The 23,692-nt window shown below is 58.7% G+C and carries 23 protein-coding genes; 6 read left to right on the top strand and 17 right to left on the bottom strand.

Going from position 1 to position 23,692, the window contains the following annotated elements:
* Positions 1-15: 15 nt before the first annotated feature.
* The 3 genes from NLN62_RS23655 to NLN62_RS23645 are packed head-to-tail and all read right to left on the bottom strand — an operon-like array spanning position 16 to position 3,487.
* Positions 16-1,176: an amino acid ABC transporter permease gene (locus NLN62_RS23655; protein ID WP_254108886.1), complete on the bottom strand. Its 1,161-nt coding sequence runs from the start codon at positions 1,174-1,176 to the stop codon at positions 16-18.
* A 3-nt stretch (positions 1,177-1,179) separates the two neighbouring features.
* Positions 1,180-2,445 carry an amino acid ABC transporter permease gene (locus tag NLN62_RS23650; RefSeq protein ID WP_254108887.1) on the bottom strand — a complete coding sequence of 422 codons (1,266 nt, stop codon included), beginning with the start codon at positions 2,443-2,445 and terminating at the stop codon, positions 1,180-1,182.
* A gap of 10 nt (positions 2,446-2,455) precedes the next feature.
* The gene (locus NLN62_RS23645; RefSeq protein WP_254108888.1) at positions 2,456-3,487 is read right to left on the bottom strand and encodes an amino acid ABC transporter substrate-binding protein; all 1,032 of its coding nucleotides are present in this window, start codon (positions 3,485-3,487) and stop codon (positions 2,456-2,458) included.
* Positions 3,488-4,825: 1,338 nt separating this feature from the next.
* Here NLN62_RS23645 and metC point away from each other — a divergent pair.
* The 4 genes from metC (at position 4,826) to NLN62_RS23625 (ending at position 8,826) form a co-directional block, all read left to right on the top strand.
* The gene (gene metC / locus NLN62_RS23640) at positions 4,826-5,989 is read left to right on the top strand and encodes a cystathionine beta-lyase (RefSeq protein WP_254110396.1); all 1,164 of its coding nucleotides are present in this window, start codon (positions 4,826-4,828) and stop codon (positions 5,987-5,989) included.
* Positions 5,990-6,378: 389 nt separating this feature from the next.
* On the top strand, positions 6,379-7,578 hold the full coding sequence (locus tag NLN62_RS23635) for a molybdopterin-dependent oxidoreductase (RefSeq protein ID WP_254110395.1): 1,200 nt from the start codon (positions 6,379-6,381) through the stop codon (positions 7,576-7,578).
* An 11-nt stretch (positions 7,579-7,589) separates the two neighbouring features.
* Entirely contained in the window at positions 7,590-7,898 is a 309-nt protein-coding gene (locus NLN62_RS23630) for a cytochrome c (protein ID WP_254110394.1), read from the top strand.
* An 88-nt stretch (positions 7,899-7,986) separates the two neighbouring features.
* Positions 7,987-8,826 (top strand): nitroreductase family protein, encoded by an 840-nt coding sequence (locus NLN62_RS23625; RefSeq protein ID WP_254110393.1) that lies wholly within the window; start codon positions 7,987-7,989, stop codon positions 8,824-8,826.
* Between the two features lie 121 nt (positions 8,827-8,947).
* Here the strand turns inward: NLN62_RS23625 and NLN62_RS23620 are convergent, their stop codons facing one another.
* From NLN62_RS23620 to NLN62_RS23610, 3 genes are read right to left on the bottom strand one after another with little or no spacing between them, the layout of a single operon-like run.
* A complete protein-coding gene (locus NLN62_RS23620; protein WP_254110392.1) occupies positions 8,948-9,952 on the bottom strand; it encodes an ABC transporter substrate-binding protein in 1,005 nt (334 codons plus the stop codon).
* A gap of 56 nt (positions 9,953-10,008) precedes the next feature.
* Positions 10,009-10,869 (bottom strand): ABC transporter permease, encoded by an 861-nt coding sequence (locus NLN62_RS23615; protein ID WP_254113640.1) that lies wholly within the window; start codon positions 10,867-10,869, stop codon positions 10,009-10,011.
* A 28-nt stretch (positions 10,870-10,897) separates the two neighbouring features.
* The gene (locus tag NLN62_RS23610) at positions 10,898-11,668 is read right to left on the bottom strand and encodes an ABC transporter ATP-binding protein (protein WP_254110391.1); all 771 of its coding nucleotides are present in this window, start codon (positions 11,666-11,668) and stop codon (positions 10,898-10,900) included.
* Positions 11,669-12,037: 369 nt separating this feature from the next.
* On the opposite strand from NLN62_RS23610, the gene NLN62_RS23605 reads away from it, so the two are divergent.
* Positions 12,038-12,976 (top strand): LysR family transcriptional regulator, encoded by a 939-nt coding sequence (locus NLN62_RS23605; RefSeq protein ID WP_256575951.1) that lies wholly within the window; start codon positions 12,038-12,040, stop codon positions 12,974-12,976.
* Between the two features lie 32 nt (positions 12,977-13,008).
* Here NLN62_RS23605 and NLN62_RS23600 read toward each other — a convergent pair whose 3' ends face one another.
* The 8 genes from NLN62_RS23600 to NLN62_RS23565 form a co-directional block, all read right to left on the bottom strand.
* On the bottom strand, positions 13,009-13,752 hold the full coding sequence (locus NLN62_RS23600; protein WP_254110390.1) for a sulfite exporter TauE/SafE family protein: 744 nt from the start codon (positions 13,750-13,752) through the stop codon (positions 13,009-13,011).
* A gap of 40 nt (positions 13,753-13,792) precedes the next feature.
* Entirely contained in the window at positions 13,793-14,110 is a 318-nt protein-coding gene (locus NLN62_RS23595; protein WP_254110389.1) for an NIPSNAP family protein, read from the bottom strand.
* A gap of 68 nt (positions 14,111-14,178) precedes the next feature.
* Entirely contained in the window at positions 14,179-14,859 is a 681-nt protein-coding gene (locus NLN62_RS23590; RefSeq protein ID WP_254110388.1) for a fumarate hydratase C-terminal domain-containing protein, read from the bottom strand.
* Positions 14,823-15,785 (bottom strand): fumarate hydratase, encoded by a 963-nt coding sequence (locus NLN62_RS23585; RefSeq protein WP_256575950.1) that lies wholly within the window; start codon positions 15,783-15,785, stop codon positions 14,823-14,825. The genes NLN62_RS23590 and NLN62_RS23585 overlap by 37 nt, the downstream gene beginning before the upstream one ends.
* A complete protein-coding gene (locus tag NLN62_RS23580; protein ID WP_254110386.1) occupies positions 15,782-17,548 on the bottom strand; it encodes an L-aspartate oxidase in 1,767 nt (588 codons plus the stop codon). The genes NLN62_RS23585 and NLN62_RS23580 overlap by 4 nt, the downstream gene beginning before the upstream one ends.
* 2 nt (positions 17,549-17,550) lie before the next feature.
* On the bottom strand, positions 17,551-17,892 hold the full coding sequence (gene sdhC, locus NLN62_RS23575) for a succinate dehydrogenase, cytochrome b556 subunit (RefSeq protein ID WP_254110385.1): 342 nt from the start codon (positions 17,890-17,892) through the stop codon (positions 17,551-17,553).
* Positions 17,889-18,221, bottom strand: a complete 333-nt coding sequence (locus tag NLN62_RS23570) for a succinate dehydrogenase (RefSeq protein ID WP_254110384.1) — start codon at positions 18,219-18,221, stop codon at positions 17,889-17,891. Before NLN62_RS23570 ends, sdhC begins: the two co-directional genes overlap by 4 nt.
* Positions 18,222-18,223: 2 nt before the next feature.
* Complete coding sequence (locus NLN62_RS23565; RefSeq protein WP_254110383.1) at positions 18,224-18,949, bottom strand: succinate dehydrogenase/fumarate reductase iron-sulfur subunit; 726 nt, start codon at positions 18,947-18,949, stop codon at positions 18,224-18,226.
* A gap of 281 nt (positions 18,950-19,230) precedes the next feature.
* On the opposite strand from NLN62_RS23565, the gene soxC reads away from it, so the two are divergent.
* The gene (gene soxC / locus NLN62_RS23560; RefSeq protein WP_254110382.1) at positions 19,231-20,562 is read left to right on the top strand and encodes a sulfite dehydrogenase; all 1,332 of its coding nucleotides are present in this window, start codon (positions 19,231-19,233) and stop codon (positions 20,560-20,562) included.
* Positions 20,563-20,627: 65 nt separating this feature from the next.
* Here the strand turns inward: soxC and NLN62_RS23555 are convergent, their stop codons facing one another.
* Genes NLN62_RS23555 through istA form a run of 3 tightly spaced genes read right to left on the bottom strand, consistent with a single transcriptional unit; the run spans position 20,628 to position 23,153 of the window.
* Positions 20,628-20,849, bottom strand: a complete 222-nt coding sequence (locus NLN62_RS23555; protein WP_254108354.1) for a hypothetical protein — start codon at positions 20,847-20,849, stop codon at positions 20,628-20,630.
* Positions 20,846-21,625, bottom strand: a complete 780-nt coding sequence (gene istB, locus NLN62_RS23550; RefSeq protein WP_254108353.1) for an IS21-like element helper ATPase IstB — start codon at positions 21,623-21,625, stop codon at positions 20,846-20,848. The genes NLN62_RS23555 and istB overlap by 4 nt, the downstream gene beginning before the upstream one ends.
* Positions 21,615-23,153, bottom strand: coding sequence for an IS21 family transposase (gene istA, locus NLN62_RS23545; RefSeq protein ID WP_254108352.1), 1,539 nt, complete (start codon positions 23,151-23,153; stop codon positions 21,615-21,617). The genes istB and istA overlap by 11 nt, the downstream gene beginning before the upstream one ends.
* Positions 23,154-23,692 lie beyond the last annotated feature (539 nt).

Here is a 23,692-nt window from a genome sequence, read left to right as displayed (position 1 = left end):
CTGCAGGCTCCCTTCTCACCGCCCATGCCCAGTTTCAAGACGCCGTTCCACATACTGCGAATATCGAGACATACCGAAGCAGAAGATCCAGAAAATCACTGCGGCAAAAACATAACCGGTCCTTGCGGTTTGCGGCGTCGCCCAATTGGCGTCTCCGGAAATGCCCTGCTTGACGATCCCAAGCAGATCGAACATCGAGATGACGAGGACCAGCGTCGTGTCCTTGAACAGTCCAATGAAAGAATTGACGATCCCTGGAATGACGAGCTTTAGGGCCTGCGGCATGATGATCAGCCCGGTCTTTTGCCAATAGCTGAGCCCAAGAGAATCCGCTCCCTCGTATTGGCCCTTGGGCATGGCCTGAAGCCCTCCCCGCACCACTTCCGCCATGTAAGCAGATGAAAACAGCGCAACGCCGATGAGCGCGCGGAGCAACTTGTCGAATGTCGTACCGGGCGGCACAAAAAGAGGAAGCATGAACGCTGCCATGAACAGCACTGTGACCAGTGGAACTCCCCGAACAGTTTCGATGAAGATGACAGAAAGTAGCTTGATCGTCGGCATTCTGGATCGACGGCCAAGAGCCAAGACAATGCCCAGGGGGAGCGAGACGACGATACCAACGTAGGCAAGGACGAGAGTGACCATAAGTCCACCCCATAGCGGGGTTTCGACGTAAGGCAGCCCGAAAACCCCGCCAATCAACAGAACGAAGGCGATAAACGGATAGATGCCGAAGAACAGGATCGCATTGGCCCGTTTGAGCGGCGCGCGCGGAATGAGCAGCGGGACGAGCAGTCCCACGAAAATGGCGCCCGCCAGCATCACGCGCCAGCGCTCTTCCAACGGATAACGGCCAAACATGAAATAGCCGAACCGGTTGGATACGAACGGCCAGCACGCAGCCGACCAACCGGCCGGCAGTTGGCCGCCCTGTTCGATGGTGAGGCAGGCAGTTCGATCGGTGCCAACCCAGACGGCATTGAAGAACAGCCAGCTCAGGATCTGTGGCAACGCCCACGCGGCTATGATCACAGCAACAACCGTCAGGAGCATGTCCGCCGGCGTGGCGAGGAGATTCTTGCGCATCCAAGCTAGAATCCCGACCTCGGAGTTCGGCGCAGGTTGCGCAAGGGTCATGTCGGTGCGCACCCAGCAAATGTCATGTTGCTTCATGCCTCACCTCTGCCTGAGTGCCAGCTTGACGTTGAACCAGTTCATGACGAGAGAGGTCAGAATGCTCAAACCGAGATAGACCACCATAAAGATGACGACGACCTCGATGGCGCGCCCGGTCTGGTTCAGGATTGTACCGCCCACTGCGTACAAATCCGCATAACCGACGGCCACTGCAAGCGACGAGTTCTTCGTCAAGTTCAGATATTGGCTCGTCAGCAGTGGGATGATGATACGTAGTGCCTGCGGAATGATCACCAGACGCAATCCTTGCCCAGGGCGAATGCCCAGGGAGGAATAAGCCTCCGCCTGCCCCTTCGGCACACCCTGGATACCAGCGCGAACGATCTCTGCGATGAACGATGCCGTATAGAAGGACAGCGCCAAAAGTAACGACAGAAATTCGGGCTTCACGTCGAGCCCTCCCGTCAGCATGAAGGTGCCCTTCTGCGGGAATTCGACGGTCATTGGAAACCCTGCCAGCACGCAACCAAGCAGCGGCAAACCTATGAGGAGTGCAACTGAAACCCAGAAGACGGGGAGTTGCTGCCCCGTTGCCATCTGGCGGGCATGCGCTCTTCGCGCGACGTACCATGACAGCCCAATGGCTACCATGAGCCCTGCAATAATGAGCCAAGCTCCCTGGCTCCAGATCAGGCGCGGGAGATAGAGACCGCGGTTGTTGAGGTATGAACCGAAGGGTAAAGCCAGGCTGCTGCGCACGTTCGGCAGCAACGCAAGCACTCCTTGGTACCAAAATAGAATCACGAGCAGTAGGGGCACATTGCGGAAGACTTCAATGTAGATGGTCGCAAGCTTGCGTATCATCCAGTTGCTCGATAGTCGGCCGATGCCAACCACAAAGCCTACGATTGTTGCGACAATGATGCCCAAGACGGCAACACGCGCGGTGTTCACAATGCCAACCAGCAAGGCCCGTCCGTAGGATGACTCCGAACTGTAATCAATAAGCCGGTCAGGAATCTCGAACCCGGAGCGTGAGTTCAGAAACTCAAATCCTGTCGGAATATTGGAACGACGCAGATTTTCGATGGTATTGTCAGAGATCCACCAGAGCCCGAACACCAGCAGAACGACAATTGCGACCTGGACAACGATGCTCCGGAGCTTCGGGTCATAGAACGGCGACGCCTTCGTCGGCGCGACATCGAGAACTACCTCTTGTGACACTGCGCTCCCCTCGCGTGAATTCTTGATGCCGATGTGGCGTGCTAGGACCCAGAATTGTGCCGAATTGCCCCAGCCCATCGTAGGGCTATCAGCGTATCGGCACGCCGTATTGGATACCGCCTTTGGTCCACAATGCGTTGACACCACGAGAGATATTCAAAGGGCTACCCGACCCGAGGTTACGCTCAAAGATTTCCCCATAGTTACCGGTCGCCTTGACGATGTTGACGACCCAGTCGTTTGACAGGCCCAGATCAGTACCGATCTTCGTTCCGGCTTCGGTCCCAAGTATCCGCTTGATGTCGGGATTGCTGCTCCCCTTCATCTCATCGACATTCGACCGGTTAATGCCAGCCTCCTCGGCATCAAGCAGCGCAAAGTAGGTCCACTTCACGATGTTCAGCCACTTAGCGTCCCCTTGACGCACGGCTGGCCCGAGCGGTTCCTTGGAAATAATCTCCGGCAATACGACGAAGTCCTTCGGCGACGAGGTCTGCAGGCGAGCTGCGTAAAGACCGGATTGATCGTTTGTGAAGGCATCGCATCGACCCGCATTGTAGGCCGCAGTCGCCTCCTCAAGGGTGTCGAAGACCACTGGTGTGTAGTCGATCTTGTTGGCCTTGAAGTAGTCGGCAAGATTCAATTCGGTCGTTGTCCCCGCCGCCACGCAAATCACCGCGCCCGACAGCTGCTTGACCGACTTGACATCGGGCAACTTCCGCGCGTTGATCATGAAGCCTTGCCCGTCATAATACATGACGCCAACGAAGCTGATGCCAAGCGAAGTGTCGCGGCTCACCGTCCAAGTGGTGTTGCGCGACAGGACATCGATTTCTCCAGATTGAAGCGCGGTGAACCGGTCTTTGGCCGTCAGCCCGGTGAATTTGACCTTGCTGGGATCACCGAATACGGCTGCCGCGACCGCACGGCAGAAGTCAACATCGAGACCAGTCCACTGACCCTTGTCATCCGAAGCGGAAAAGCCCGCCAAGGCTACGTTCACACCGCACTGGAGGAAGCCCTTTGACTTGATGTTGGACAACGTGTCCGCCGACGCTATCGATGCAGTCAGCGCAAGCGACGCCATACCTGCTGCGACTGCCAATGATTTCTTTCTCATGGTCTCCACCCTCTTCTTCGTCAAACATCTTCGCCACGGACTTCGAACCCGTGAGCTGACTCGGCATCGAGAGCCGTTTCGGATCGTTACAGCCAATGGGATCTCGGCGAGACTTGCTCGGGCCAGATCCGTTATGGCGCAGATTGTTTTTTAGCCCGCACACCCGAACGTCAACGCGATCCATGCGTTGCAACTGATTGCGGAACACGTGTTGACCAGACGCAGTTGCCCATCGAACGACCGGTCGCGATCGGCTCGTGCATAGCTCTGGGAATGATCCCACATACCCTCGACCGCACCTTGCTTGGCTTACACCAGCGCACATCCGGCGGTTAATCCGAAGCGATCCGCGCCTTGCGAACTAGCCCCCCACTCAACTCGTTCGCCAGACCGTGTACTCGTAATGCTGAGTACACAGATCGGAACGGCGTCGCATGTACTGCCCCAGAAAGACTGGCATAAGCGACCTTACCTCCCAATCAGCAATATTATGGTGGCCATTACCATTGTGACTCCGATGCCAGGGGCAACGATCCAGAAGGTCTCGTTTCTCGTCTCGAAACATCTGCGGGCGATATTCCATTTCGACAGCAACACGACCGAAAATCGAGATATTTGCTTGTGCCGGCAATAAAGCCGCGTCCACAGCATCTCCATCCAGTTCGACATCTGCGCCCTTATGAGTGCACACCCTCGAAGCTTCGCGATTTCCTGATCACCCAGCATCGCGTTGTTTTTTGAATCAAGCAAACGAGATATATTCACGGATGAGTTCAACTTTTTTTAAGTGACCCCGCCGTCGTACGAACGCTTGGGTTTTGATCTCAGTGATATAGAGCCGTTCGTAAAGCAGACACTTCGACTTCCGCGCACGTCCCTCGGATATCGGATCGATTCTCGATCGGGCGCCCGATCGGCACCGCCATCTTCCGTTCGCAGGAGAGCGACTTCGCGTGAAAGATCGTAGAGCTACCATGCTCGTCGGCGTTAGGCTTCACCAACGTAACGGCGCGACCTCCGCCGGCGCATGCCGCCGATGCCCCTCTCGCCAGTCTCTAAGCTACTGGTGCCTGCAATCGAATGCCCGGTCAGGCCTGCATACAGCGATAACCAACACTGACCGGCAACAACAAATTCGCTTATGGATATCGTCAACAAATTTGGGTTGTGAAGCTTACGCCCTAGGCGTAGTCATACGGCGCCTCGCATAATGCGGGGCGGCACTCTCGGAGTGCCCACGAATATCGGCCTCCACATCACGCCGAGAATCTGCTTCTTCGCAGGATTTAGTACCTTTCGTCGCGCGCGGTTGATCTCCCCTACGTCAAGGTTTGCATCATGAAAAAAGACACGCTGCTCGTCCGCGGCGGCCGCGCGCCCACCGGTCCGGTGAATCCCCCGGTATCACGGGCCTCCACGATCTTGTTCGAGGATCTTGCCGCTTTCGACGCGACGCGTGCCGACCGGTTCGGGGCGCTTCGTTACGGTATCCATGGCACTGACACACTATTCGCGCTCGAGCAGGCAATCACGAAGCTCGAGGGCTGCCATCGAGCGATTGTGCTGCCGTCTGGGCTTGCTGCCGTTACCGCCGCTCTCACCGCCGTCCTTAAGGCTGGTGATCACCTCCTCATGGTGGATACGGTCTACGGACCTACGCGCGCCTTCTGCGACGGCTTGCTGGCGCGAAGCGGCGTCGAGACGACCTATTACGACCCCTTAATCGGCGACGGAATCGCCACGCTGTTCCGTGACAATACGCGAGCAGTATTTTGCGAGAGCCCCGGCTCGCTCACCTTCGAGGTGCAGGACATACCCGCCATCGCGAAGACTGCGCACGCGAGATCGATCCCTGTCCTGCTCGATAACACCTGGGCGAGTCCGTTGTTCTTCGACGCTCTCACTAAAGGTGTTGACATCTCGATTCAGGCGGCAACGAAATATCTCTGCGGCCACTCGGATGTGATGATGGGCACAATCGCCACGACCGAGGAGTGGTGGCGACCAGTTCGTAACGTCGTGGCGGATCTCGGCTTCTCCACCAGTCCGGATGACTGCTATCTGGTCCTGCGGGGCATGCGCACACTCGGTGTGCGCATGCGCCACCAGATGCAGAGTGCGCTCACCGTCGCGCGCTGGCTTCGGACACAGCCGGACGTATTGCGCGTACTGCATCCCGGCCTGCCCGAGGATCCGGGGCACGCGCTTTGGTCACGCGACTTCAGTGGATCCTCTGCACTTTTTGGCGTCGAGCTTGCCTCCCGTTCTCAACTCGGACTGACCGCCTTGATGGATTCGCTGGAGCTGTTCGGGATCGGCTCGAGCTGGGGAGGCTATGAGAGCCTTGCCCTACCGGCCCGCTTCACACGTACTGACCGCCCATTCCCATTATCGGGTACTCTGGTGCGGCTGCATATTGGCCTTGAGGATCCTACCGATCTCATTGCCGACCTCACAAAGGCCCTCGTGGCCATGCGAGCGGCGCAGGCCAGTGCAATATGAGCAGGCAGCGAATCGGCGATGAGTCCTTCCGCAAAATTCGCATTGCGCCGCCCCGTTATCGTTGCCGCGAACTCGCGCACATATCACTCTTCCCCAAGACGTCGCGCCGAGGCCAAGCAAACCAAGGAGCGGTAATGGGGTTCAGCCTCGCTTACAGCTGACGTTAGCATTTTTCGCTACCCGAATTTGCGGCGGTACTGGCATGATCTCGTGGATTGCGCGCAGAACCGTTTCCAACGGGGACTTTGCCGCGCCTCACACCAAGAATGGTACGAAGGCATCGCGATCTACTGCATGCTTCGATCGGTTCGTACCGATAATGCAATCGATGATCTTTGTGCTGCAGCGGTGATTGCAGTACAAAAAGCAATCGCTCCGGAGGGAGATGTATGATCGACAGACGCGACCTGCTCAAAGGAGCGGGCCTTGCTGCACTAGCGGCCACACTGAATTCTACCAAAGCACTGGCCCTCGACACCGTCACCCTGCCCTTCGGCAATGGCGAGCGGCCGCTGGTGAAATATCCGCAGAAGCGGCCGATGATCGGGTTGACCAGCCGGCCGCCGCAGCTCGAGACACCGTTTGCGGTCTTCAACGACGGGCCGATCACGCCGAACAACGCGTTCTTCGTGCGCTATCACCTCGCGGGCCTGCCCTACGATCTCGATCCCGACAAGTTCACGCTGGAGGTCAAGGGCAAGGTCGACAAGCCGCTGAAGCTGTCGCTGAAGGACATCCGCAAGATGAAGGCGACCGAGATCGTCGCCGTCAACCAGTGCTCCGGCAACAGCCGCGGCCTCGTAGAGCCGCGCGTTGCCGGCGGACAGCTCGCCAATGGCGCGATGGGCAATGCGCGCTGGCGCGGCGTGCCGCTGAAGACCGTGCTCGAGATGGCCGGTGTGCAGGCGGGCGCCAAGCAGGTCACCTTCAACGGCATGGACGGCCCGGTCAGCGACAAGACGCCTGATTTCGTCAAGGCGCTCGACATCGACCATGCGGCCGACGGCGAGGTCATGCTTGCCTATGGCATGAATGGCGAGGACCTGCCGTTCCTCAACGGCTTCCCGCTGCGCCTCATCGTGCCCGGCTACTACGGCACCTACTGGGTCAAGCACCTCAACGAGATCACCGTCATCGACAATGTCTATGACGGCTTCTGGATGAAGTCGGCCTATCGCATCCCCGACACGCCCTGCAATTGCGTTGAGCCGGGAACTGCGCCGAAGGCGACGATCCCGATCAACCGCTTCACCATCCGCTCCTTCATCACCAGCGTTGCCGACGGCGCCAGGCTGAAGGCCGGCGGCACGACGCTGCGCGGCATCGCCTTCGACAGCGGCAAAGGCATCAAGGACGTCCAGGTCTCTACCGATGGCGGCAAGACCTGGACCCCCGCCAAGCTCGGCAAGGATCTCGGCAACTACTCATTCCGCGAATGGAAGCTGCCGGTGACGCTCGCGGCGGGGCAAGTCGAGCTCAAGGTGCGCGCCACCAGCAATTCCGGCGAAACGCAGCCGGAGACGCCGCGCTGGAACCCGGCGGGTTATTTACGCAATGTCGTCGAAACCGTCCGCGTCAGCGTGGCCTGAGGAGCATTATCATGCAGCGCACCGTTCTCCTCGCCACCACACTCGCCGTTGTCGCCATGATGAGTTCGTCCCTTGCCGCCCCGGTCAATTACAAGACGCCGGATGAGGTCGCCGCCTTCAAGCCGGGGCCCAATCTCGAGGTGGTTCAAGGCAATTGCGCTGCCTGCCACTCGTCCGACTACATCGCGACGCAGCCGCCAATGAAGGACAAGAAAGGCTTCTGGCAGGCCGAAGTGACCAAGATGATCAAGGTCTATGGCGCGCCGATCGACGATGCCGACGTCGGCAAGATCGTCGATTACCTAGCCACGACATATTGAACTCCAGTGAGGCTCACAAATCCCGAATCTGGATCGATCAGCCTGACGGGATTTACAAGTTTCAAAGCAATCGGACCTGGATCGCGACATGGATCAATTTCATCTGCTCTCCAAGCGCTTCGGCCCCGAGGCGGCGGATCTAGAGCTCGACGACAGCGCCCCTGCCGTCCACAGCCAACTGGCCAAGCGTAGCTCTATTCGTAAATTCCGCCCCGAACAAATCCAAGGTCACGTCCTACGGCGACTTTGCGCGCTCGCGCTATGTGCCCCAACCAAGAGCGATCTGCAGCAACGCGACATCATCATTATCGATTCGCCTGCCTTGCGATCCGAAATCTGCGTGCTTTTGGCGAGCGGCCGCCTGGGCCAGAAGTGGCTCGAGGAAGTCCCGAACCTTCTGATCTTCTGCGGTAACAATCGGCGGCAGCGGCGCCTCCATGCGCTGAGAGCTAGGCCCTTTATCAACGACCATCTGGATGCCTTCTTCAATGCCTCGGTCGATGCCGCGATAGCACTCTCATCGTTTGTGATCGCGGCGGAAGCAGAAGGCCTTGGCGTCTGCCCCATCAGCGCGGTGCGCAACCACCCGGACCGGCTCGCAGAGCTGCTGAACCTACCCGCACACGTCTTTCCCGTGGCAGGCCTAGCCGTCGGGTATCCAGATGAGCAGCCACCAAGGAGTTTGCGGCTACCTCTGCACGTTACTATTCATCACAACACCTATACCGACGATACGCTCGACGCCGCGATCGAGGAATACGATCGACATAGATCTGCCGACCAGCCGTACACGATGCAACGATACGTCAAGGAACTCGGGCGGTCTGAGAGCTATGGCTGGTCCGAGGACAAAGCCCGGCAGTACTCGTTTCCGGAGCGCCAAGACTTCGGTGCCTACGTCAAACGCATCGGTTTCAAGCTAGACTAATTGGCCGACACGCAACTCTGCGCGGACAATTGACACGGCGTTTCGGCGCCGAACTATCCAACTGGCAGATCTGCGCCGCACGCTAAGCTCGCGACGGACTCACCCAGGTGGCCCCTGCCCCTCAGCTCCCCTTTGTGTCGTGGACATAGGTGAAAAAGAGGTCCTGCCAGTTGCTGGTCGTGTCATTGATCAGCCCCGCGGCGTGCATTCCATTCAGAAATACCAGCAGCTTCTGAGGCTCGGTCGTCCACTTGTTCTCCGGATTTTTGATGATTGCCTCCGCATCCTCTTCCGAGAGCTTGAGGTGGTCCCCCTTGATCCAAAGGATCGCGGCTGTCTTCGGATCGGAGTTGATCAAATTGATGCTCTGCTTGAGCGCCGCATAGAACGCCGCGACGATCTTCGGATTCTCGGTTACGAACTTGTCCGTCGCCCAAGCAACGCTGAATGTATGAGGTCCGTCAAGAACCTCATAACTATCGAGAACTCGATGCGCCCTGGGATCCTTGAGCTCCATCTCCTGAAACGGAGAAGATCCGAAATGCGAGGTGATGCCTGCCTTGCCACCCAGCATCGCAACCTGAGCGTCGGGATGGCTCAAGGAGACTGTCAGCGGATCAAGCTTGGTCGCCTGTCCCTTCCCGAACTGCTTCTCGGCAGCCATCTGCAACGTGATTGCCTGAATCGAAGTCTTCACTGTCGGCATCGCGATCTTGTCGGCGGTACCGAAGTCCGCGAGCGACTTCACCTTTGGGTTGACAGTTACGAGGTACAGTGGCAGCGAAGCCATCGCCGAGATGCCCCTGATCTTGTAGTTCTTCAACGTCCGCGACCAAATCGTAAGCATAGGGCCGACACCGCCCGATGCTACGTCGAGGTTGCCAGAGAGAAGCGCCTCGTTCATCCCTGAGCCGGCGGAGAACTGGAGCCACTCCGTTTTGACGGTTTGACCGCTCTTGGCCGCCTCCTTTTCGAGCAACTGCTCTTCCTGCATGATGGTCAGCGGCAGATAGGCCAGGCCATATTGTTTGGCGAGACGTATCGTCGAAACTTCCGCCCTTGAAACGTTTGGCGTCAGCACGCTCGCCAGAGCGAGCGCGACAAGTGCCAGATAGCTGGATTTCACTGCTTGTCCTCCCATTCGTGTCGTCTCTCGCTTATGCGAGGAGATTCTCACTGTCATCAGCTGTGGGCGCCCCACCGATTGATCGTTCTCTGCTCGATGACGCGGAAGATGAGGTTCTCGACGACAAGCCCAATCAAGATGACCGTCAACAGGCCGGCAAATACGTTCGGGATATCGAGCATGTTCTTGTTCTCGAAGATGAACCATCCCAGACCGCCTGAGCCGGAGCTGACGCCGAACACAAGCTCGGCCGCGATCAGTGTTCGCCAGGCAAATGCCCACCCGATTTTCAAACCGGTCAGAATGCTGGGAAATGCTGCGGGAATCAAAATCTTGATGATGAAAGCAGGACCGCCAAGTCCGTAGTTGCGGCCGACCATCTTCAAGGTCTTGCTCACGGACAGGAAGCCGGCATGGGTATTCAGCGCAATCGCCCAAGTGACTGAGTGGACCAACACAAACACCAGACTTCCATTCCCTAGTCCAAACCAGATCAAGGCGAGCGGGAGCAGCGCAATCGCCGGCAGGGGATTGAACATGGAAGTCATCGTCTCGAGAAAGTCCCTGCCAATCCGGGATGCGATCGCAAGCCCGGTCAGCATCGCGGCGAGAGCGACACCCGCCGCATACCCCATCAACAGAACTCTGATCGACCCCCATGCCCGGCCGGGCAGAACACCATTGACAACGCCCTTGGCGAATGCCGTCATGGTCGCCCCGAAGGTCGGGAACAGGAGTTCATTGTCGAGCCAACGCCCATACGCCTCCCAGACAAGTGCCAGGGCGGTCAGAATGAATGCCTTCCGAACGAAGTCCTCGCCGTAGAGCTTATCGAATAGCGATCGAGGCTTCTCGACCACCCTGATTTCCTCGACGCTCTGAGCATTCCGGATTTCGGGACGAAGTGAGTTGGTCATTTGCGAATTTGACACGACGCTCAATTGATTATGCATGGGCCGCCTCCGGCGCAGCTTCGGAAAACAGCATTTCGTGGATTTGCCGCTCGAGGTGCGCGACGTCTTCAGGGGTCGTTGCGCTGTTGAGCTCAGCTCGCACCCGGCCCGGATGTGGCGACAACAGAAGGATGCGATTCCCGATCTTGATGGCCTCGGCGATCGAATGCGTGACAAACATGACGGTGAAGCGCGTCTTGTCCCACAGAGAGAGAAGCTCATCCTGCATTTTGCGTCGCGTCAACGCGTCGAGGGCAGCGAACGGTTCATCCATCAGCAGGATGTCGGGCTCCATTGCCATGCCGCGAGCAATCGCGACACGCTGCTTCATGCCGCCCGACAGCATATGAGGGTAGCTGTTGGAGAATTTTGAGAGCCCCACCATCTCGACATAATGGCCAGCCCGATCAGCCGCTTCACGCTTGGGCATCTTTTTCGCTGCTTCGAGCGCGAAAGCGACGTTCTGTTGCACCGTCTTCCACAGCAAGAGTTGGTCGAACTCCTGAAATACCATCATCCGATCAGGGCCTGGTTTCGTGATCAGCTTGCCCTTGAGGCGCATTTCGCCTTCGGTCGGCGTGATATATCCGCCAACGGCCTTCTGAAGCGTCGACTTCCCGCATCCCGACGGCCCGAGCAGCACGAACCGGTCGCTCTTCAACATCTCAAAGCCGACGCGGTACGTTGCCGTCACGATGTGAGACGTTGTCTTATATTGCAGCGTAACGCCGGATACTTTCAGAAGCGGCTCGTCTCGATCCATTTCTCCTCCCATTTGTGTCCCTGATGTTTTCTTGGGATCCGGTTATTCCGGCGACGCTATAATTCGTCGACGCCGGCCCGATGACTGGCATTCTGCATTTGGAGACCGCGCGGTCGTCGCATCACCCAACTGTTGACGCGATAGAGGCAGCTTCTTGCGAGCCTAGCCGAGCGTTGGCTCCGACGAGAGCGAGGGATCCTGACCCAAGGACTAATGCTGAGCACCTCTAGCGCTTTCCTCACGCGGGCTACGTCTTGCGTTTCGCAATTTTTTCCGCTTCTAAAATACTGGCGTAAAGTCCTTCTTTCTCAAAGGCACAAATGCTAACGATTATTGAAAGTTTGTCTTACATGCCGACGGAGTGCCCAAATGTCGATCCGAACCCTCAAAACGTTGATCGCCGTGGCGGACCAGGGAAGCTTCAGTGCTGCGGCGAAGGAGGTGTTCGTTACTCACGCCGCCGTAAGCCAGCAAATCAGGGCTCTTGAAGAGGAGTGGAAGATCGCGCTTTTCGACAGAAGTCGCCGAACGCCAGAGCTCACTCCCGCGGGACGGGCACTGGTTTCGAAGGCCCGTGAGGTCGTCGCTGCTTACGACAGCATCGTACCAAATGTATTGGGCAATCAAGGAATCGAGGGCGTCTTCTCGCTGGGAGCCGTCCCAACCACACTCACGGGCCTCGTCCCCCTAGCGGTGTCGAAGTTGAAGAGCGATTATCCTGGCCTGCATGTCACCATCACGCCTGGCCTGACCACCGCGCTGATCCAACAGGTCGAGAGAGGTCATCTCGATCTCGCGATCGTCTCGAAGCCGCAGTTCATTCCTCGTAATCTTGTCTGGTACGATCTTGCAGAAGAGCCTTTTGAATTGCTGGCGTCCCTCGAAGCTGAGGGTAAGGATCCGCTCCAGTTGCTGCAGAGAAGTCCGTTCATACGGTTCTCACGCCAGGCCGTAGTCGGAGGATTGATCGAAACTTGGCTCCAGGAACACAAGATCGTCGTGAACGAGAGCATGGAGCTGGAAAGCCTGGAAGCCATCTCGAGCATGGTCTACTACAATCTTGGCGTCTCGATCGCGCCGCGAACCTGCGTTGGCGCTTCGAACGCCCTTCCCCTTAAGCACCTGCCGCTCGGTCCGGACAAGCGCTTGTCCCGCATACTCGGATGCATATCCCGAGCGGACAGCGTGAGGATTCGCGCGATCGACGAGATGAACGCTCGGTTTGCCGCAGCAATACGCGACGGGCAGTCTTCGCCAGACTCGCGTCGGCCGGCACTTAAGAAGAGGTCGTCGAGGCGAAAACGATGAGAGCAAGCGACCGTCTGGCACCGCTCAGCCGGTTAGCCAAGCAGCACTTCCTTGGCGACGATGATCAATCCCGAGACAAACATCAAGCAGACGAGCAGCTTTCGAAATTGATCGTCTGACAGTCTCTTGAAAGCCCAGATACCGGCTTGGGCCGAGATCAGAGTAATAGGGAGCGCAATCAGGATCAGCGGAACGCTTCTGGACGAGTAGTAGCCACTGATCGCGTAAACGGTGGCCGCAATCGCCAGGATGAGGACGTTGAATGGCTGCATGACAGCTCGTTGTTCGGACTTTGTCCAAGGCTGGAGCGTGCACCAGATCGTCGGCAGCACTCCAGATAACGAGGCCGCTCCTCCTAAGATTCCGCCTACGAATCCGACAGCGCAGTCCAATATCGGCTTCGGTTGGGGCAACAGTGGAAGCTCCCGGCGCAGCAATATGAAGCCACCATACACAATGAGGAAGGCTGCTACCGTCAGCTTGATCGCGAGCGGGCTTGCGACCGCGAGCAGCTTCACGCCAATCGGAATACCGACCAGTCCGGGGAGGACGAACCTCGACAGGCGCAATGGATTTTCACGGATACTATCGCGGACGAGAGCAACGCCCTGCAGCCCGCTGACAACGGACATGATGACGATCATCGAGACGGCCTCGGTTGGCGGCAGTATCTGCAGCCAGAACCCGAGCGCAAAAAGCGCAGTTCCGAACCCTGCAAGACCGTTGATGAAGCCGCCCGCCGCGGAGCCTGCCGCAAGCCAAAGATAGAAGCTCATGACTTGGGTGCCGACCGTCTAATCGACCGTGGTCTATTTCCTAGCTCGGTACACGAAAGAACGGCGCGGGAACCAGCAGCTTGTTTTCGACCTTCGCCACAAGAGGACGCATTTTCTTGGCGTAGGACTGCCATTGCGGCGACGCTTGCAGCTGCTTTCGCCGTTCGAACCGATCATCCAGGCTTTCATATCCCCACATATGAACGATCTGATTGAGTGGGCCGAAATCGGTATAGTAATAGCCAACCAACTTCCCCAGAATGCGCACTTGGCACTCCATCCCTTCTTCTTCGTAAAGCTTCAAGAAGGTGGGGACCTGACCCGCATGCAGGGAGTATATTCTTTCGTCCACGAACATTGTGCTTCCTTGTAGCCTGCTGGCGAATTGAACGATCGCGGACCTATCCCGTGCGAACTTCGCTGCGATTAACCAATTAGCTCGTCCGACCGATCGTCCGTTTCGCCGAACCGCTTCAGTACCGCCGGTTTCGTGCCCGCGTAGACACGCTCGAGATTGGCGGATACCTTGGCGTTCTCGCGCTCGAACAGGCTGTTGCCTTCCAAATCGCTTTCGACGATGAAAGGCCCCATGTTTTCGGCTTCGATGAGCCACATGGCTTGCGCGAGCCCGAGTTCCTTCCTCCAGTAGATATCACGCGCCCGTTTAATTCCGCGCCCCAATAGCGCGCCGGTGCCGTACCCTACGGTCGTCAGATAGATTGCGCCGTTCGGGACGAAATGCTCCTTGTAGTCGTGCGACGTCATGCCTCCCTTCCCGATGATGAGCTTCGCGCCCGAAATGCGGAGCCAATCTCCGATCCACTTCGAAAAGCGAAAGGAAGCCGTGGCCGTCACGGCGCCCATCGTAATGCTGCCGTCTTGATTGACGGTAGCCGCCGGCGAACAGTGGAAGTTGGCAGCACTCTCTTCCGGCAAGCTCAACGGGAGAGGTTCCTTCCCTTCGAGCACGCGCATGTACACGCCTTCGCGACCCGTATAGATCAACCCATCTAGATAGACGATGTCTCCAATTTTCAGGGCCGCCAGATCTTCCCGCGTAGGCTTCGTGCTCAGGCGGATTTGCTTAGGCTTGGAAGCACGTTCCATTCCACCGTCTCCCGACGTTGATAATCAGTGAACCAGTTCGGATCGGTCCGGTACTCGACACGGCCGTCACCATAAATGCGCGCGACGGCGCGGCGAGAGGACAGACAAAACGCGTGGACGCTCATCTGCATGCCGCCAGTGTGGCAATATCCGACTTCGATATGGCAATCGATCACCATCGATTTTCCGACGAAACCCATCGCGCCCATTCCGATGGAGTTGCCGAGTTCCTTGAACTCCCGCTCCGTTTCCGCAATGCGCGGATCCGAGTTTCGGCTTCCGACTGTTCGCAAGCAGGCGGCACGCTTACCCAGAACCATGCAGGCGTCCTTCGAGCCCCCGAGACCGATGCCGATGATCGCCGGCTGACAAGCCAAGCCTCGTTTTCCAAATGCAACGAGGCTATCGAGATAGAAGCGCTTGATGCCGGCGATACCGTCCGACGGAAACAACATGCGATAATCGGTTCCGAACAGACCCCCCTTATGAACCGTGATCAGATCGACCCAGTCGCCCTCGGGCTCGAAAGCATATTCAATCTCGGGCGCACCGATACCGACGTTGTTATCGTGATCGGTTCTCCAAAGGGGATGCACGCGATTCGGCCTGAGAGGGACGTTTCTGGTTGCATTGGCGGTGGCACGTCGCAGGGCAGTTTCCAGAGCGATTGGACCGCCCTCGATCCTGGCTTCGTTACCCATCTTGACGTACCAGCGCGGACAGCCGGTGTCCCCGCACATCGCACGACGGTCCTGCTTGGCCGCCTCGTAGTTCTCCAGCATGGCTTGCAACACGAACGAAGACAGATCGCCATCCTCGACGTCTGCTGCGGCCTTGAGGCCATCGAGATAATCCTCGGGTATTTCGATGGCGGCCTTCTCCATCAAGATTTCCGCGGTCTTCTGAATCGCATCGATGGAAATCATTCTGCAGCCCTCACGAGAGTGTCGGGTTCTTCGGTGGACAGAATCGAGTGGCCGGGCCGTACGATAGTAAATTGCACCTGTTCCCGGCTCATCTGAAGCTCCTCGTCGCGCTTGCGCGCCAAGGTGAAATATGACTTCTCCAAGCTTCCGCTTTCTGGAAAGTCTTCCCGGTAGTGAGCGCCACGAGAATTTTCTCGCTCTAAACCTGCCTTGGTAATGACCTCTGAGATATCGCAGAGCGAGCTCACGTTCAGCCAGTCGTGCCAAGTGAGGTTGAAGGCCCGGCTGCCTCCTGCCACGCCGACATTCATGAGCTCGGACCGAATCTCCGAAATGCGGCGAGCAGCCCTATTCATTCCTGCCGCAGTTCGCATCACGCCGACGTTGTCCCACATCGTATTCTGAAGTTCGTTTCGCAATTCCCAGATGTTTCCCGGTGATTTCGTGAACGGATAGACGACCCGTTCTATTTCGGTCTGGAGAACCGCCTCATCCGGATCGCGCAGACGTGCCATCTTGCGGATATCGCGGCCCATGACGTCGCCTGCAATTCCGCCGTAGACGGTTGAATTAGCCACGCCGTTTCCGCCCAGCCGGTTTGATCCGTGTGCGCCGCCGGCGTCCTCGCCTGCGACGTACAGCCCTTCCATCTCGGTGTGCGTGTCGGTATCCACGACGATGCCACCCATGAAATAGTGCGCTGTGGGAACCACCTCGACCTGCCCCGCGGCGAGGTCAAAACCGCTGTCCGCGCAACGTTTCACCATGCCTTTGAATTTCTGCCGTACATTCTCAGGGCCGAGATGGGCCATCGAGATGTATACGCCGCCGTTCTTCGAGGTGTTGTTCTTACGCATCTCCGCATAGATTCCTCGGCTGACGACGTCGCGGGTCGCTCTTTCGCCCTTTGCGTCATAGTCGAACATGAAGCGATGGCCGTAACTGTTCAACAATTGGCCTCCGGCGCCCCGAAGTCCCTCTTCCAGGACTGTGCCCGTCATCCGAGTATCTTCACCCGCGAGCAAGCCGGTGGGATGAAACTGAACCATCTCCATATCGCGGAGCGGTAGGCCGGCCCGAAGAGCCATGGCGAGGCCGTCCATCGTCTTGTCGCCGGAGGGTGTGTGATACTTGTACATTGTCGGCCCGCCGCCGGTCGCCATCAGCACCGTCTTGGCGCGTACCAACCGCAGTGCACCCGTGCGCATATCGATGAACAAGACCCCGGCAAGGGACGAACCATCCTTCGATGGAATCAGACCTACTGCACGGTGTTCCTGCAATTTCTCGACCGGTCGAGCGAGCACTTGCTCCATGAGGCGACTGATGATCTCGATGCCAGTCAAGTCACCCTTATGGACAGTTCTGTCCGCCGTTTGCCCCGCGAACGCCTTCTGGTGCAGTGTGCCGTCAGGATTTCGGTCAAAGAAGCAACCGATCTCGTTCTCGAGTTCGCGGATGCGCACCACGGCCTGCTCACACAGCCTCCAGGCCATGTCCTGGTTGGGAAGCCATTTTCCGCCAACGATCGTGTCCATGAAATGACGTTCGACGGAATCGCCGCCGCCCAGCGCCACATTGTAGCCGCCCTGGACCATCCGCGTGCAGCCACACTTCCCGATGAGACCTTTCACGGCGATCGTGATCTTGGTGCCTTGGGGAGCCGCCTGCTGCGCGTGAAGTGCCGCGAACAGGCCGGCTCCGCCGGTCCCGATGATCAGGATGTCGGTGTCGTGACGTTCAAGATCGAATGGAGCCGCCATGATCAAATCGCCCTCAGAAGGAAGCTGCCGGCGACCATGAACGCGAACGCCACACTAGCCGCGGCCCAGGTCTTCTGATCCTTCGTCCAGGTGAGCAATTCGAAAGCCATAAGCCGGAGGCCGCCGAAGAAATGGACCGCCAGCAGGAACACGAGCCCAAACTCGACGGCCTTCACCAGCGGCTTGTCCGCCCAATGCAAAAACCCATCTAGATCCTTGGGTGCGGTCAGCACGAGCGAAAGGACGTAGAAGTGCGCCGGCAGGAAGATCGCGAGCGCCAGGCCGGATAGCCGATGAAGAATGTAGGCCAACCAGAGCGGATGCTTTCGGTGCGGACGGATCATAGCGCGGTCACCGAAAGAACGGCGCGCAGCCCTGCGAAAAGCAAGAAGGCGCACAGGGCCCAAGACAAGGCGTTGAGGAGAAGACCGCGCATGCGAAGAATCTCTGCGGCGATTACTCTCACGCCGATCGCGGCATGGATCGACACCGCCACAACGAAGGTCCCATAGAAAATGGCCCAGGGAAGGCTTCCCTGTGTTCTAGAAAGGATCGCTCCGGTCGATAGGCCGCCACGTATCGCATAGACCATCACGGCCAGGTGTCCCAGGACCAGGGGAGCCATGATGAGCGCTGTCACTCGCTGCAGCATGAAAAGGCGAAATGTCAGCATGATCATTGCCCCTTGAAGAAGGATTTCATCGTCTCGCGCTTCAACCCGGCGATCGACGTAATTGGGCTCAGCTCATTCGGGCAGAACTTGGCGCAGCTACCCTGGGAATGACAATTGTGGCAGCCTCCCCGCTGCGACACCGCATCGAGGATATCGGCCCGCTTTCCGTCCTTCTCATCGTTGACGAGGCTCCACGCTCGATTGAGCGCGGCAGGTCCTAGGTATTCCGGATTGCCCTGCACCGTGTCGCAAGAAGCGTAGCATACCGCGCAGTTGATGCACTCGATCGCGGCATCCGCGAGAATGCGATCGTCACTCAACGGGTCTACCTTGACGATGTCGTCATCCCTTGAGCGTGTTGGGTGGAATACTCCTTCGGCCTTGACCCATTTCGTGAAGAAGGGATCCATATCCGTCGCGAGATCCTTGATCACCGGCAAATTGCGAAGCGGCGCCACCTCGATGCGATTGTCGCGAATAACCTTCAGTACGTGCGTCCGGCAAGCCCAGCGAGGCTGGCCGTTGACCATCATCGCGCAAGATCCGCACATACCCACCCGGCACGCGTATCGATAGGCAAGCGTGGGATCGATCTTCTGCTGAATCCAAACCACGACGTCGAGAATGGTCTGGCTTTCCTGATTGGGGACTTGAAAGCGCTCAAACTTGCCGCCAGCGCTGTCTCCCCGCCACACAGATACGTCGAGGGTTTTTGCGTCCGAGGACAAGCGCTCGCTCCCAGGAATATTGTTTGCCTGAGCTCGACTATATTGACGATTATTCTGACAGAAACCCAAAAATAGTGACGGAAAATGTAAGAGAAACTATCATGACAAATGCGGTGCGGCCGAAAGGCACTCCCGAGGCGCACGTCTTGCGGCGGAGTACCAACCAATCGACGCTGCACTTCACGAATTCTGAAATGCAATTTCAGGAAAGTTAGTTTGCTCACATCTCTCCGATAGGACAGGGCTTGTCTGTTTGCGCGCTGAGACAGGAGATCGATGACATGGCCGACCGCACGAACGATCCAAATCAGCATGTGCTCGTCGCTTCGCGCCGGCAATTCTTGCGCGAGGGAGGTACGATTGTCGGAGGCGCGACTGTCAGCGCGGTCGTCGGCGGAGACGTTCTCGCAGACCCGCTCCATGGCGAAAATCTGCCGCCGAACGTCCCTGAATGGATGAAGTCGCCCGGCGACCCCGTCGGCAGCCAGCTCTACGGGACGCCGTCGCCGTTCGAAAAGGGCGTCACGCGAAATATACCGAAAAGTGGCGATCCGGTTTTTTGGACGTCCAGTCGCACTCCCCTTCAGGATCTGGATGGCATTATCACCCCGAACGGACTTTTCTACGAACGTCACCATTCTGGTGTTCCGGCGATTGATCCGGCCCAACACCGCCTGATCATCCACGGCCTCGTCGACAATCCTCTCATTTTCACGATGGATGACCTGAGACGCTTCCCGTCTCAATCACACATCTACTTTCTCGAGTGTTCCGGCAATCCCGGGTTCAAGAAGCCGTATGGCAAGACAGCATCTGACCTGGTCGGCTTAGTCAGCTGCGCCGAGTTTACCGGTGTCAAGCTCAGCCACGTGCTGCAGGAAGCAGGATTGCGGCGCGAGGCAAAGTGGATCGTCGCTGAAGGCGCAGATGCAGCCGCATTGACCCGCAGCATTCCGATCGAGAAATGTCTCGACGACGCGCTGCTCGTCTACAGCCAAAACGGTGAGCGGCTTCGTCCGCAGCAAGGCTATCCCTTGCGTCTATTCTTGCCGGGCTTTGAAGGTAACATGAGCGTAAAGTGGCTGCGCCGCCTGCATGTCGTTGCCGAGCCGGTCTATTCTCGCGAAGAAACGTCGAAATATACGGACCTCTTGCCGGACGGAAAGGCGCGAGAATTCACGTTCTACATGGACGCAAAGTCCATCATTACCCATCCGTCCGGCGGCCAAAAGCTCAAGTCGCATGGCTTCCACGAGATATCGGGTATCGCATGGACTGGCCGCGGCAAGATCAAGCGCGTCGACGTCTCGGTCGACGATGGCAAGAGCTGGCAAGAAGCGCAGCTACAGGAGCCGGTACTTACGCGAGCTCTAACGCGCTTCAGGCTGCCATGGCGATGGGAAGGCGGCCCCACCGTGATCCAAAGCCGGGCGATCGACGAAATTGGCTACGTTCAGCCGACGTTGTCTGACCTGGTCGGCGTGCGCGGAGATAGCTCATTTTATCACAATAACGCTATCCAGCCCTGGCGGATTGCCGCAGACGGCGAGGTTACCAATGCTGTTGGTGACTTTCTAAATCCGCACAAAAATGACGACAAGAATGGGCGGTAGGATGGTGAGGGAACTAAAAAGGCGGCCCGCAAAGGCCGCCGCCGAGTGTCGCAGTGGTGTGTGTTTCAGAAGGAGTGTGGTTGCTCTTCGTCGTCGCGGTGATCGGCCGGCGCTTGTTGCTCCTGGATGAGTTCCTGGATCTTGAGGCAGTAGTGCGACCAGATGCTGTCGGATAGATCCTTGAGGAGCTCGTGGACAGCGAGCGCCTGCTCCGGGGTCCATTCGGGATTGATGAGGAAGCTGATCCCGAAGTTGAGGCCGGATGGTTGATGGTGGTTTCTGGTCATGCAACGTGCTCCTTCTCGTTGGTACTGGCGGGCCGGCTTCGATGCTGTGTGCTCTGGGCCTCGGCGCGTTCCAGAGCTTCCTTGAGGCGGTAGGATTCGCCGTCGATGGAGATCACCTCGGATCGGTGCACGAGGCGGTCGACGAGGCTGACGACGCATGCGGCATTTGGGAAGACCTCCGTCCATGCGGCGAAGGGCTTGTTGGTGGTCACGATTGTGGAGCGGGCCTGATAGCGCCGGCTGACGAGTTCGAACAGCAGGTCTGCGTGACGGTTCGAGTAGGATAGATATCCCACCTCGTCGATCGCCAGAACGTCGGCGGCGGCGTAGTGATGGAGCCTTCGGCGCAAAGCGGTATCGCTGTCGAGGGCGGCAAGCTCGCCGAGCATTTCGCTGGCCGATCGGAACAAGACCGAGTGACCGGCGATGAGCGCCTGGTAGGCGATATTCTGCGCGAGGGTCGATTTGCCGACGCCGTTTGGTCCGACGAAGACGATGTTGGTTGCGTCGTTCATGAAGGACAGCGACATCAATTGCTCCACTGCGGCGCGGTCGAGGCGCCTGGGCCAGAGCCAGTCGTAATCGGCCATCGGTTTGAAGTGACCGATCCTGGCGTCGCGCAGGCGTCGCTGCAGCGAGCGCCGGGCACGTTCCTCCTCCTCCCATTGCAGCATGGGGGCCAGCCATGGGGCGCCGGCGATTTCGTCCCAGTGTTCGACCAGGCCGTTGAGGCGCAGCGCCTTGGCGCGGTTCAGCAGGGCATCATCAGTGCTCATCGTCGTTATCTCCAGAAGGGGTCAGTTGGTCGTAGCTGTCGAGGCGGTGCGGCCGGACCGTTGTATCCTTGCGCCGCACATGTTCGGGCAGGCTGGTTTCGACGGGCGGCGGTTCACCACGCTCAAGGCGCCGACGTTCGAGTGCGGCGCGGACCGTCGCCGCATGGACGGAGCCCGCACGCAAAGCGTCCTCGACGGCGGCCTGCAATTCCGTTGCGCCGTAGCGATCGAGCAGCCGCAGCAGCGCGGTCGTGAGCGCACCGATGTTGGCGCCACGTTCGGCGGCCCTGATCATCAGGGTCTGACAGACCGGCACGGTTCGGGTGAGGCTGTTGAGGCCGCGATGCTGGCGCGCCTCACGCTTGATCTCGGCGAGATCCTTCAGGTGTCGTCGGTCTTCGATCTCTTGGCCACGATCATAGCTGCGACGGTGACTGGCGATCATTTGCGCGCCGTCGAAGATCCGGACCTGGCTGAGATCGGCCCGCACGCTCAGCATGCGCCGAACATGGGTATGGGGAACCGTGTAGTCGTTCAGGTCGAACCGCACATAGGGCGTTTTGCCGACCTTCACGGCGACCTGCTCCTCAACGGGATACGGGTTGGCGGGCAGCGGCAGAAGCAGTGGTTGCTCCTTTGCGAACGCCTGGCGTACTGTCATCTCGCGATCCTCCGGACATGGTCGGTCCGCCGCTTCGGATCGGCACCATTGTTCGGCCTGGGCATTCAGCTCGTCGAGATCGGTGAACTTGCGGGCGATGAAGAATGCCTCCCGGATATGCCGTATAGCGCGCTCGACACGGCCTTTTTCGTTGCCCCGGGCAACCGCGACAGGACGCGGCTCGAACCGATAATGGCCGGCGAAGGCAAGCAGCGTGGGATGGAATCGGATCGCATCGCCCTGGCGCTCGAGCACCGCGCTCTTAAGATTGTCGTAGAGCAGGACCCGGGGCAGCCCACACCATGTGTTGAACGCGCCGATGTGGCCGCGCAGGAAGTTTTCCATGCGCGCATCGAGGAAGAAGCGCAGGTAGATGTCGCGCGAGTACGACAGCACCATGACGAACGCCATCAGCGGACGGCGGGCGCGACCGATCTCGATGTGACCGAAGTGCCCCCAATCCACCTGCCCTTGTTCAGACGGCAACGTGCGCAGCCGCAGGAACGCCTCGGCTGGCTTGCGTGGACGGTGCAGAGCGATCAGGTGCCGGAAGTAGCTGGGCGACCCGCGGTAGCCGCGCTCACGCATCATCGCATACAGGCGGCTGGCCGTGAGTGCGGGGAACTGCTCCAGCGTCTTCAGGACGATCGGCAGATAGGGCTCGATCTTCGTGGGGCGCAATATCGGCCTATTCCTGGGCAGTCCGGCCTGGGTCAGGACGCGATGCACGGTCGTGTGATGAACGTGCAACTGCTTCGCAATGGTGCCGCAGCGCCATTTCTCGACGTGATACAGACGCAGGATCTGCGCTTCCAATTCAGGGGTAACGGTCATCGGTCGGGTCTCGGCCTCCATAGGGGTGAGCATGACGAGGCCCCCGGCGACGCACGAAGCCGGTACGAAGGAACAGCGACAACCGACAGCCGCAGAACCGACAGCTCGGCATGGGCATGATCGATGTCGTCGCTCGCTCGCCGACGTCAGTAGGTGCAACAACGACATCGTCCGCAGGCCGGCGCAGTAGTGAACCGACAGGCCATGCGGGTGGAGAGTGATGCGTCACGTTATTGTGCCGCGCCCGGTATCGTCGGGCGCGGGTCGCATGCGCCAGGCGTCCGCGGCGGCTGCGCTGATAACGCCGTCCCGCCTCGCGCAGGCTCTCGCGGCGGGCAGCACGGGCGCAGTCATGGCCGCAATAGCGTTGTCCCCGGTCGCAGTTGCGGCAGATCGTTACCTGCGAACGGCAGCGGCCGCACAGAAAGAAGCGGCCCGTGAGCATCCGCGGCGGTCCTTTCGGAGCGCCGCCGGAGGTTGGTGGAAAAGGTCGACGGAATGCGCTGACAGTGCGATAGTGCAGGCCGCGCACCGTCCGTGGGGCGTGACATCGAGCCCCACTTGCCAGTTGA

This window comes from Bradyrhizobium sp. CCGUVB23 (assembly GCF_024199885.1).
Classification (GTDB): domain Bacteria; phylum Pseudomonadota; class Alphaproteobacteria; order Rhizobiales; family Xanthobacteraceae; genus Bradyrhizobium.
The sequence above is the reverse complement of the archived record's forward strand: the minus strand, read 5'-3'. Positions and strand labels throughout refer to the sequence as shown.

Coding starts and splice junctions, on each gene's coding strand:
- NLN62_RS23655 (WP_254108886.1), bottom strand. CDS start 1,176: ATGAAGCAACATGACATTTGCTGGGTGCGCACCGACATGACCCTTGCG.
- NLN62_RS23650 (WP_254108887.1), bottom strand. CDS start 2,445: ATGGGCTGGGGCAATTCGGCACAATTCTGGGTCCTAGCACGCCACATC.
- NLN62_RS23645 (WP_254108888.1), bottom strand. CDS start 3,487: ATGAGAAAGAAATCATTGGCAGTCGCAGCAGGTATGGCGTCGCTTGCG.
- metC (WP_254110396.1), top strand. CDS start 4,826: ATGAAAAAAGACACGCTGCTCGTCCGCGGCGGCCGCGCGCCCACCGGT.
- NLN62_RS23635 (WP_254110395.1), top strand. CDS start 6,379: ATGATCGACAGACGCGACCTGCTCAAAGGAGCGGGCCTTGCTGCACTA.
- NLN62_RS23630 (WP_254110394.1), top strand. CDS start 7,590: ATGCAGCGCACCGTTCTCCTCGCCACCACACTCGCCGTTGTCGCCATG.
- NLN62_RS23625 (WP_254110393.1), top strand. CDS start 7,987: ATGGATCAATTTCATCTGCTCTCCAAGCGCTTCGGCCCCGAGGCGGCG.
- NLN62_RS23615 (WP_254113640.1), bottom strand. CDS start 10,869: ATGACCAACTCACTTCGTCCCGAAATCCGGAATGCTCAGAGCGTCGAG.
- NLN62_RS23610 (WP_254110391.1), bottom strand. CDS start 11,668: ATGGATCGAGACGAGCCGCTTCTGAAAGTATCCGGCGTTACGCTGCAA.
- NLN62_RS23605 (WP_256575951.1), top strand. CDS start 12,038: ATGTCGATCCGAACCCTCAAAACGTTGATCGCCGTGGCGGACCAGGGA.
- NLN62_RS23600 (WP_254110390.1), bottom strand. CDS start 13,752: ATGAGCTTCTATCTTTGGCTTGCGGCAGGCTCCGCGGCGGGCGGCTTC.
- NLN62_RS23595 (WP_254110389.1), bottom strand. CDS start 14,110: ATGTTCGTGGACGAAAGAATATACTCCCTGCATGCGGGTCAGGTCCCC.
- NLN62_RS23590 (WP_254110388.1), bottom strand. CDS start 14,859: ATGGAACGTGCTTCCAAGCCTAAGCAAATCCGCCTGAGCACGAAGCCT.
- NLN62_RS23585 (WP_256575950.1), bottom strand. CDS start 15,785: ATGATTTCCATCGATGCGATTCAGAAGACCGCGGAAATCTTGATGGAG.
- NLN62_RS23580 (WP_254110386.1), bottom strand. CDS start 17,548: ATGGCGGCTCCATTCGATCTTGAACGTCACGACACCGACATCCTGATC.
- sdhC (WP_254110385.1), bottom strand. CDS start 17,892: ATGATCCGTCCGCACCGAAAGCATCCGCTCTGGTTGGCCTACATTCTT.
- NLN62_RS23570 (WP_254110384.1), bottom strand. CDS start 18,221: ATGCTGACATTTCGCCTTTTCATGCTGCAGCGAGTGACAGCGCTCATC.
- soxC (WP_254110382.1), top strand. CDS start 19,231: ATGGCCGACCGCACGAACGATCCAAATCAGCATGTGCTCGTCGCTTCG.
- NLN62_RS23555 (WP_254108354.1), bottom strand. CDS start 20,849: ATGACCAGAAACCACCATCAACCATCCGGCCTCAACTTCGGGATCAGC.
- istB (WP_254108353.1), bottom strand. CDS start 21,625: ATGAGCACTGATGATGCCCTGCTGAACCGCGCCAAGGCGCTGCGCCTC.
- istA (WP_254108352.1), bottom strand. CDS start 23,153: ATGCTCACCCCTATGGAGGCCGAGACCCGACCGATGACCGTTACCCCT.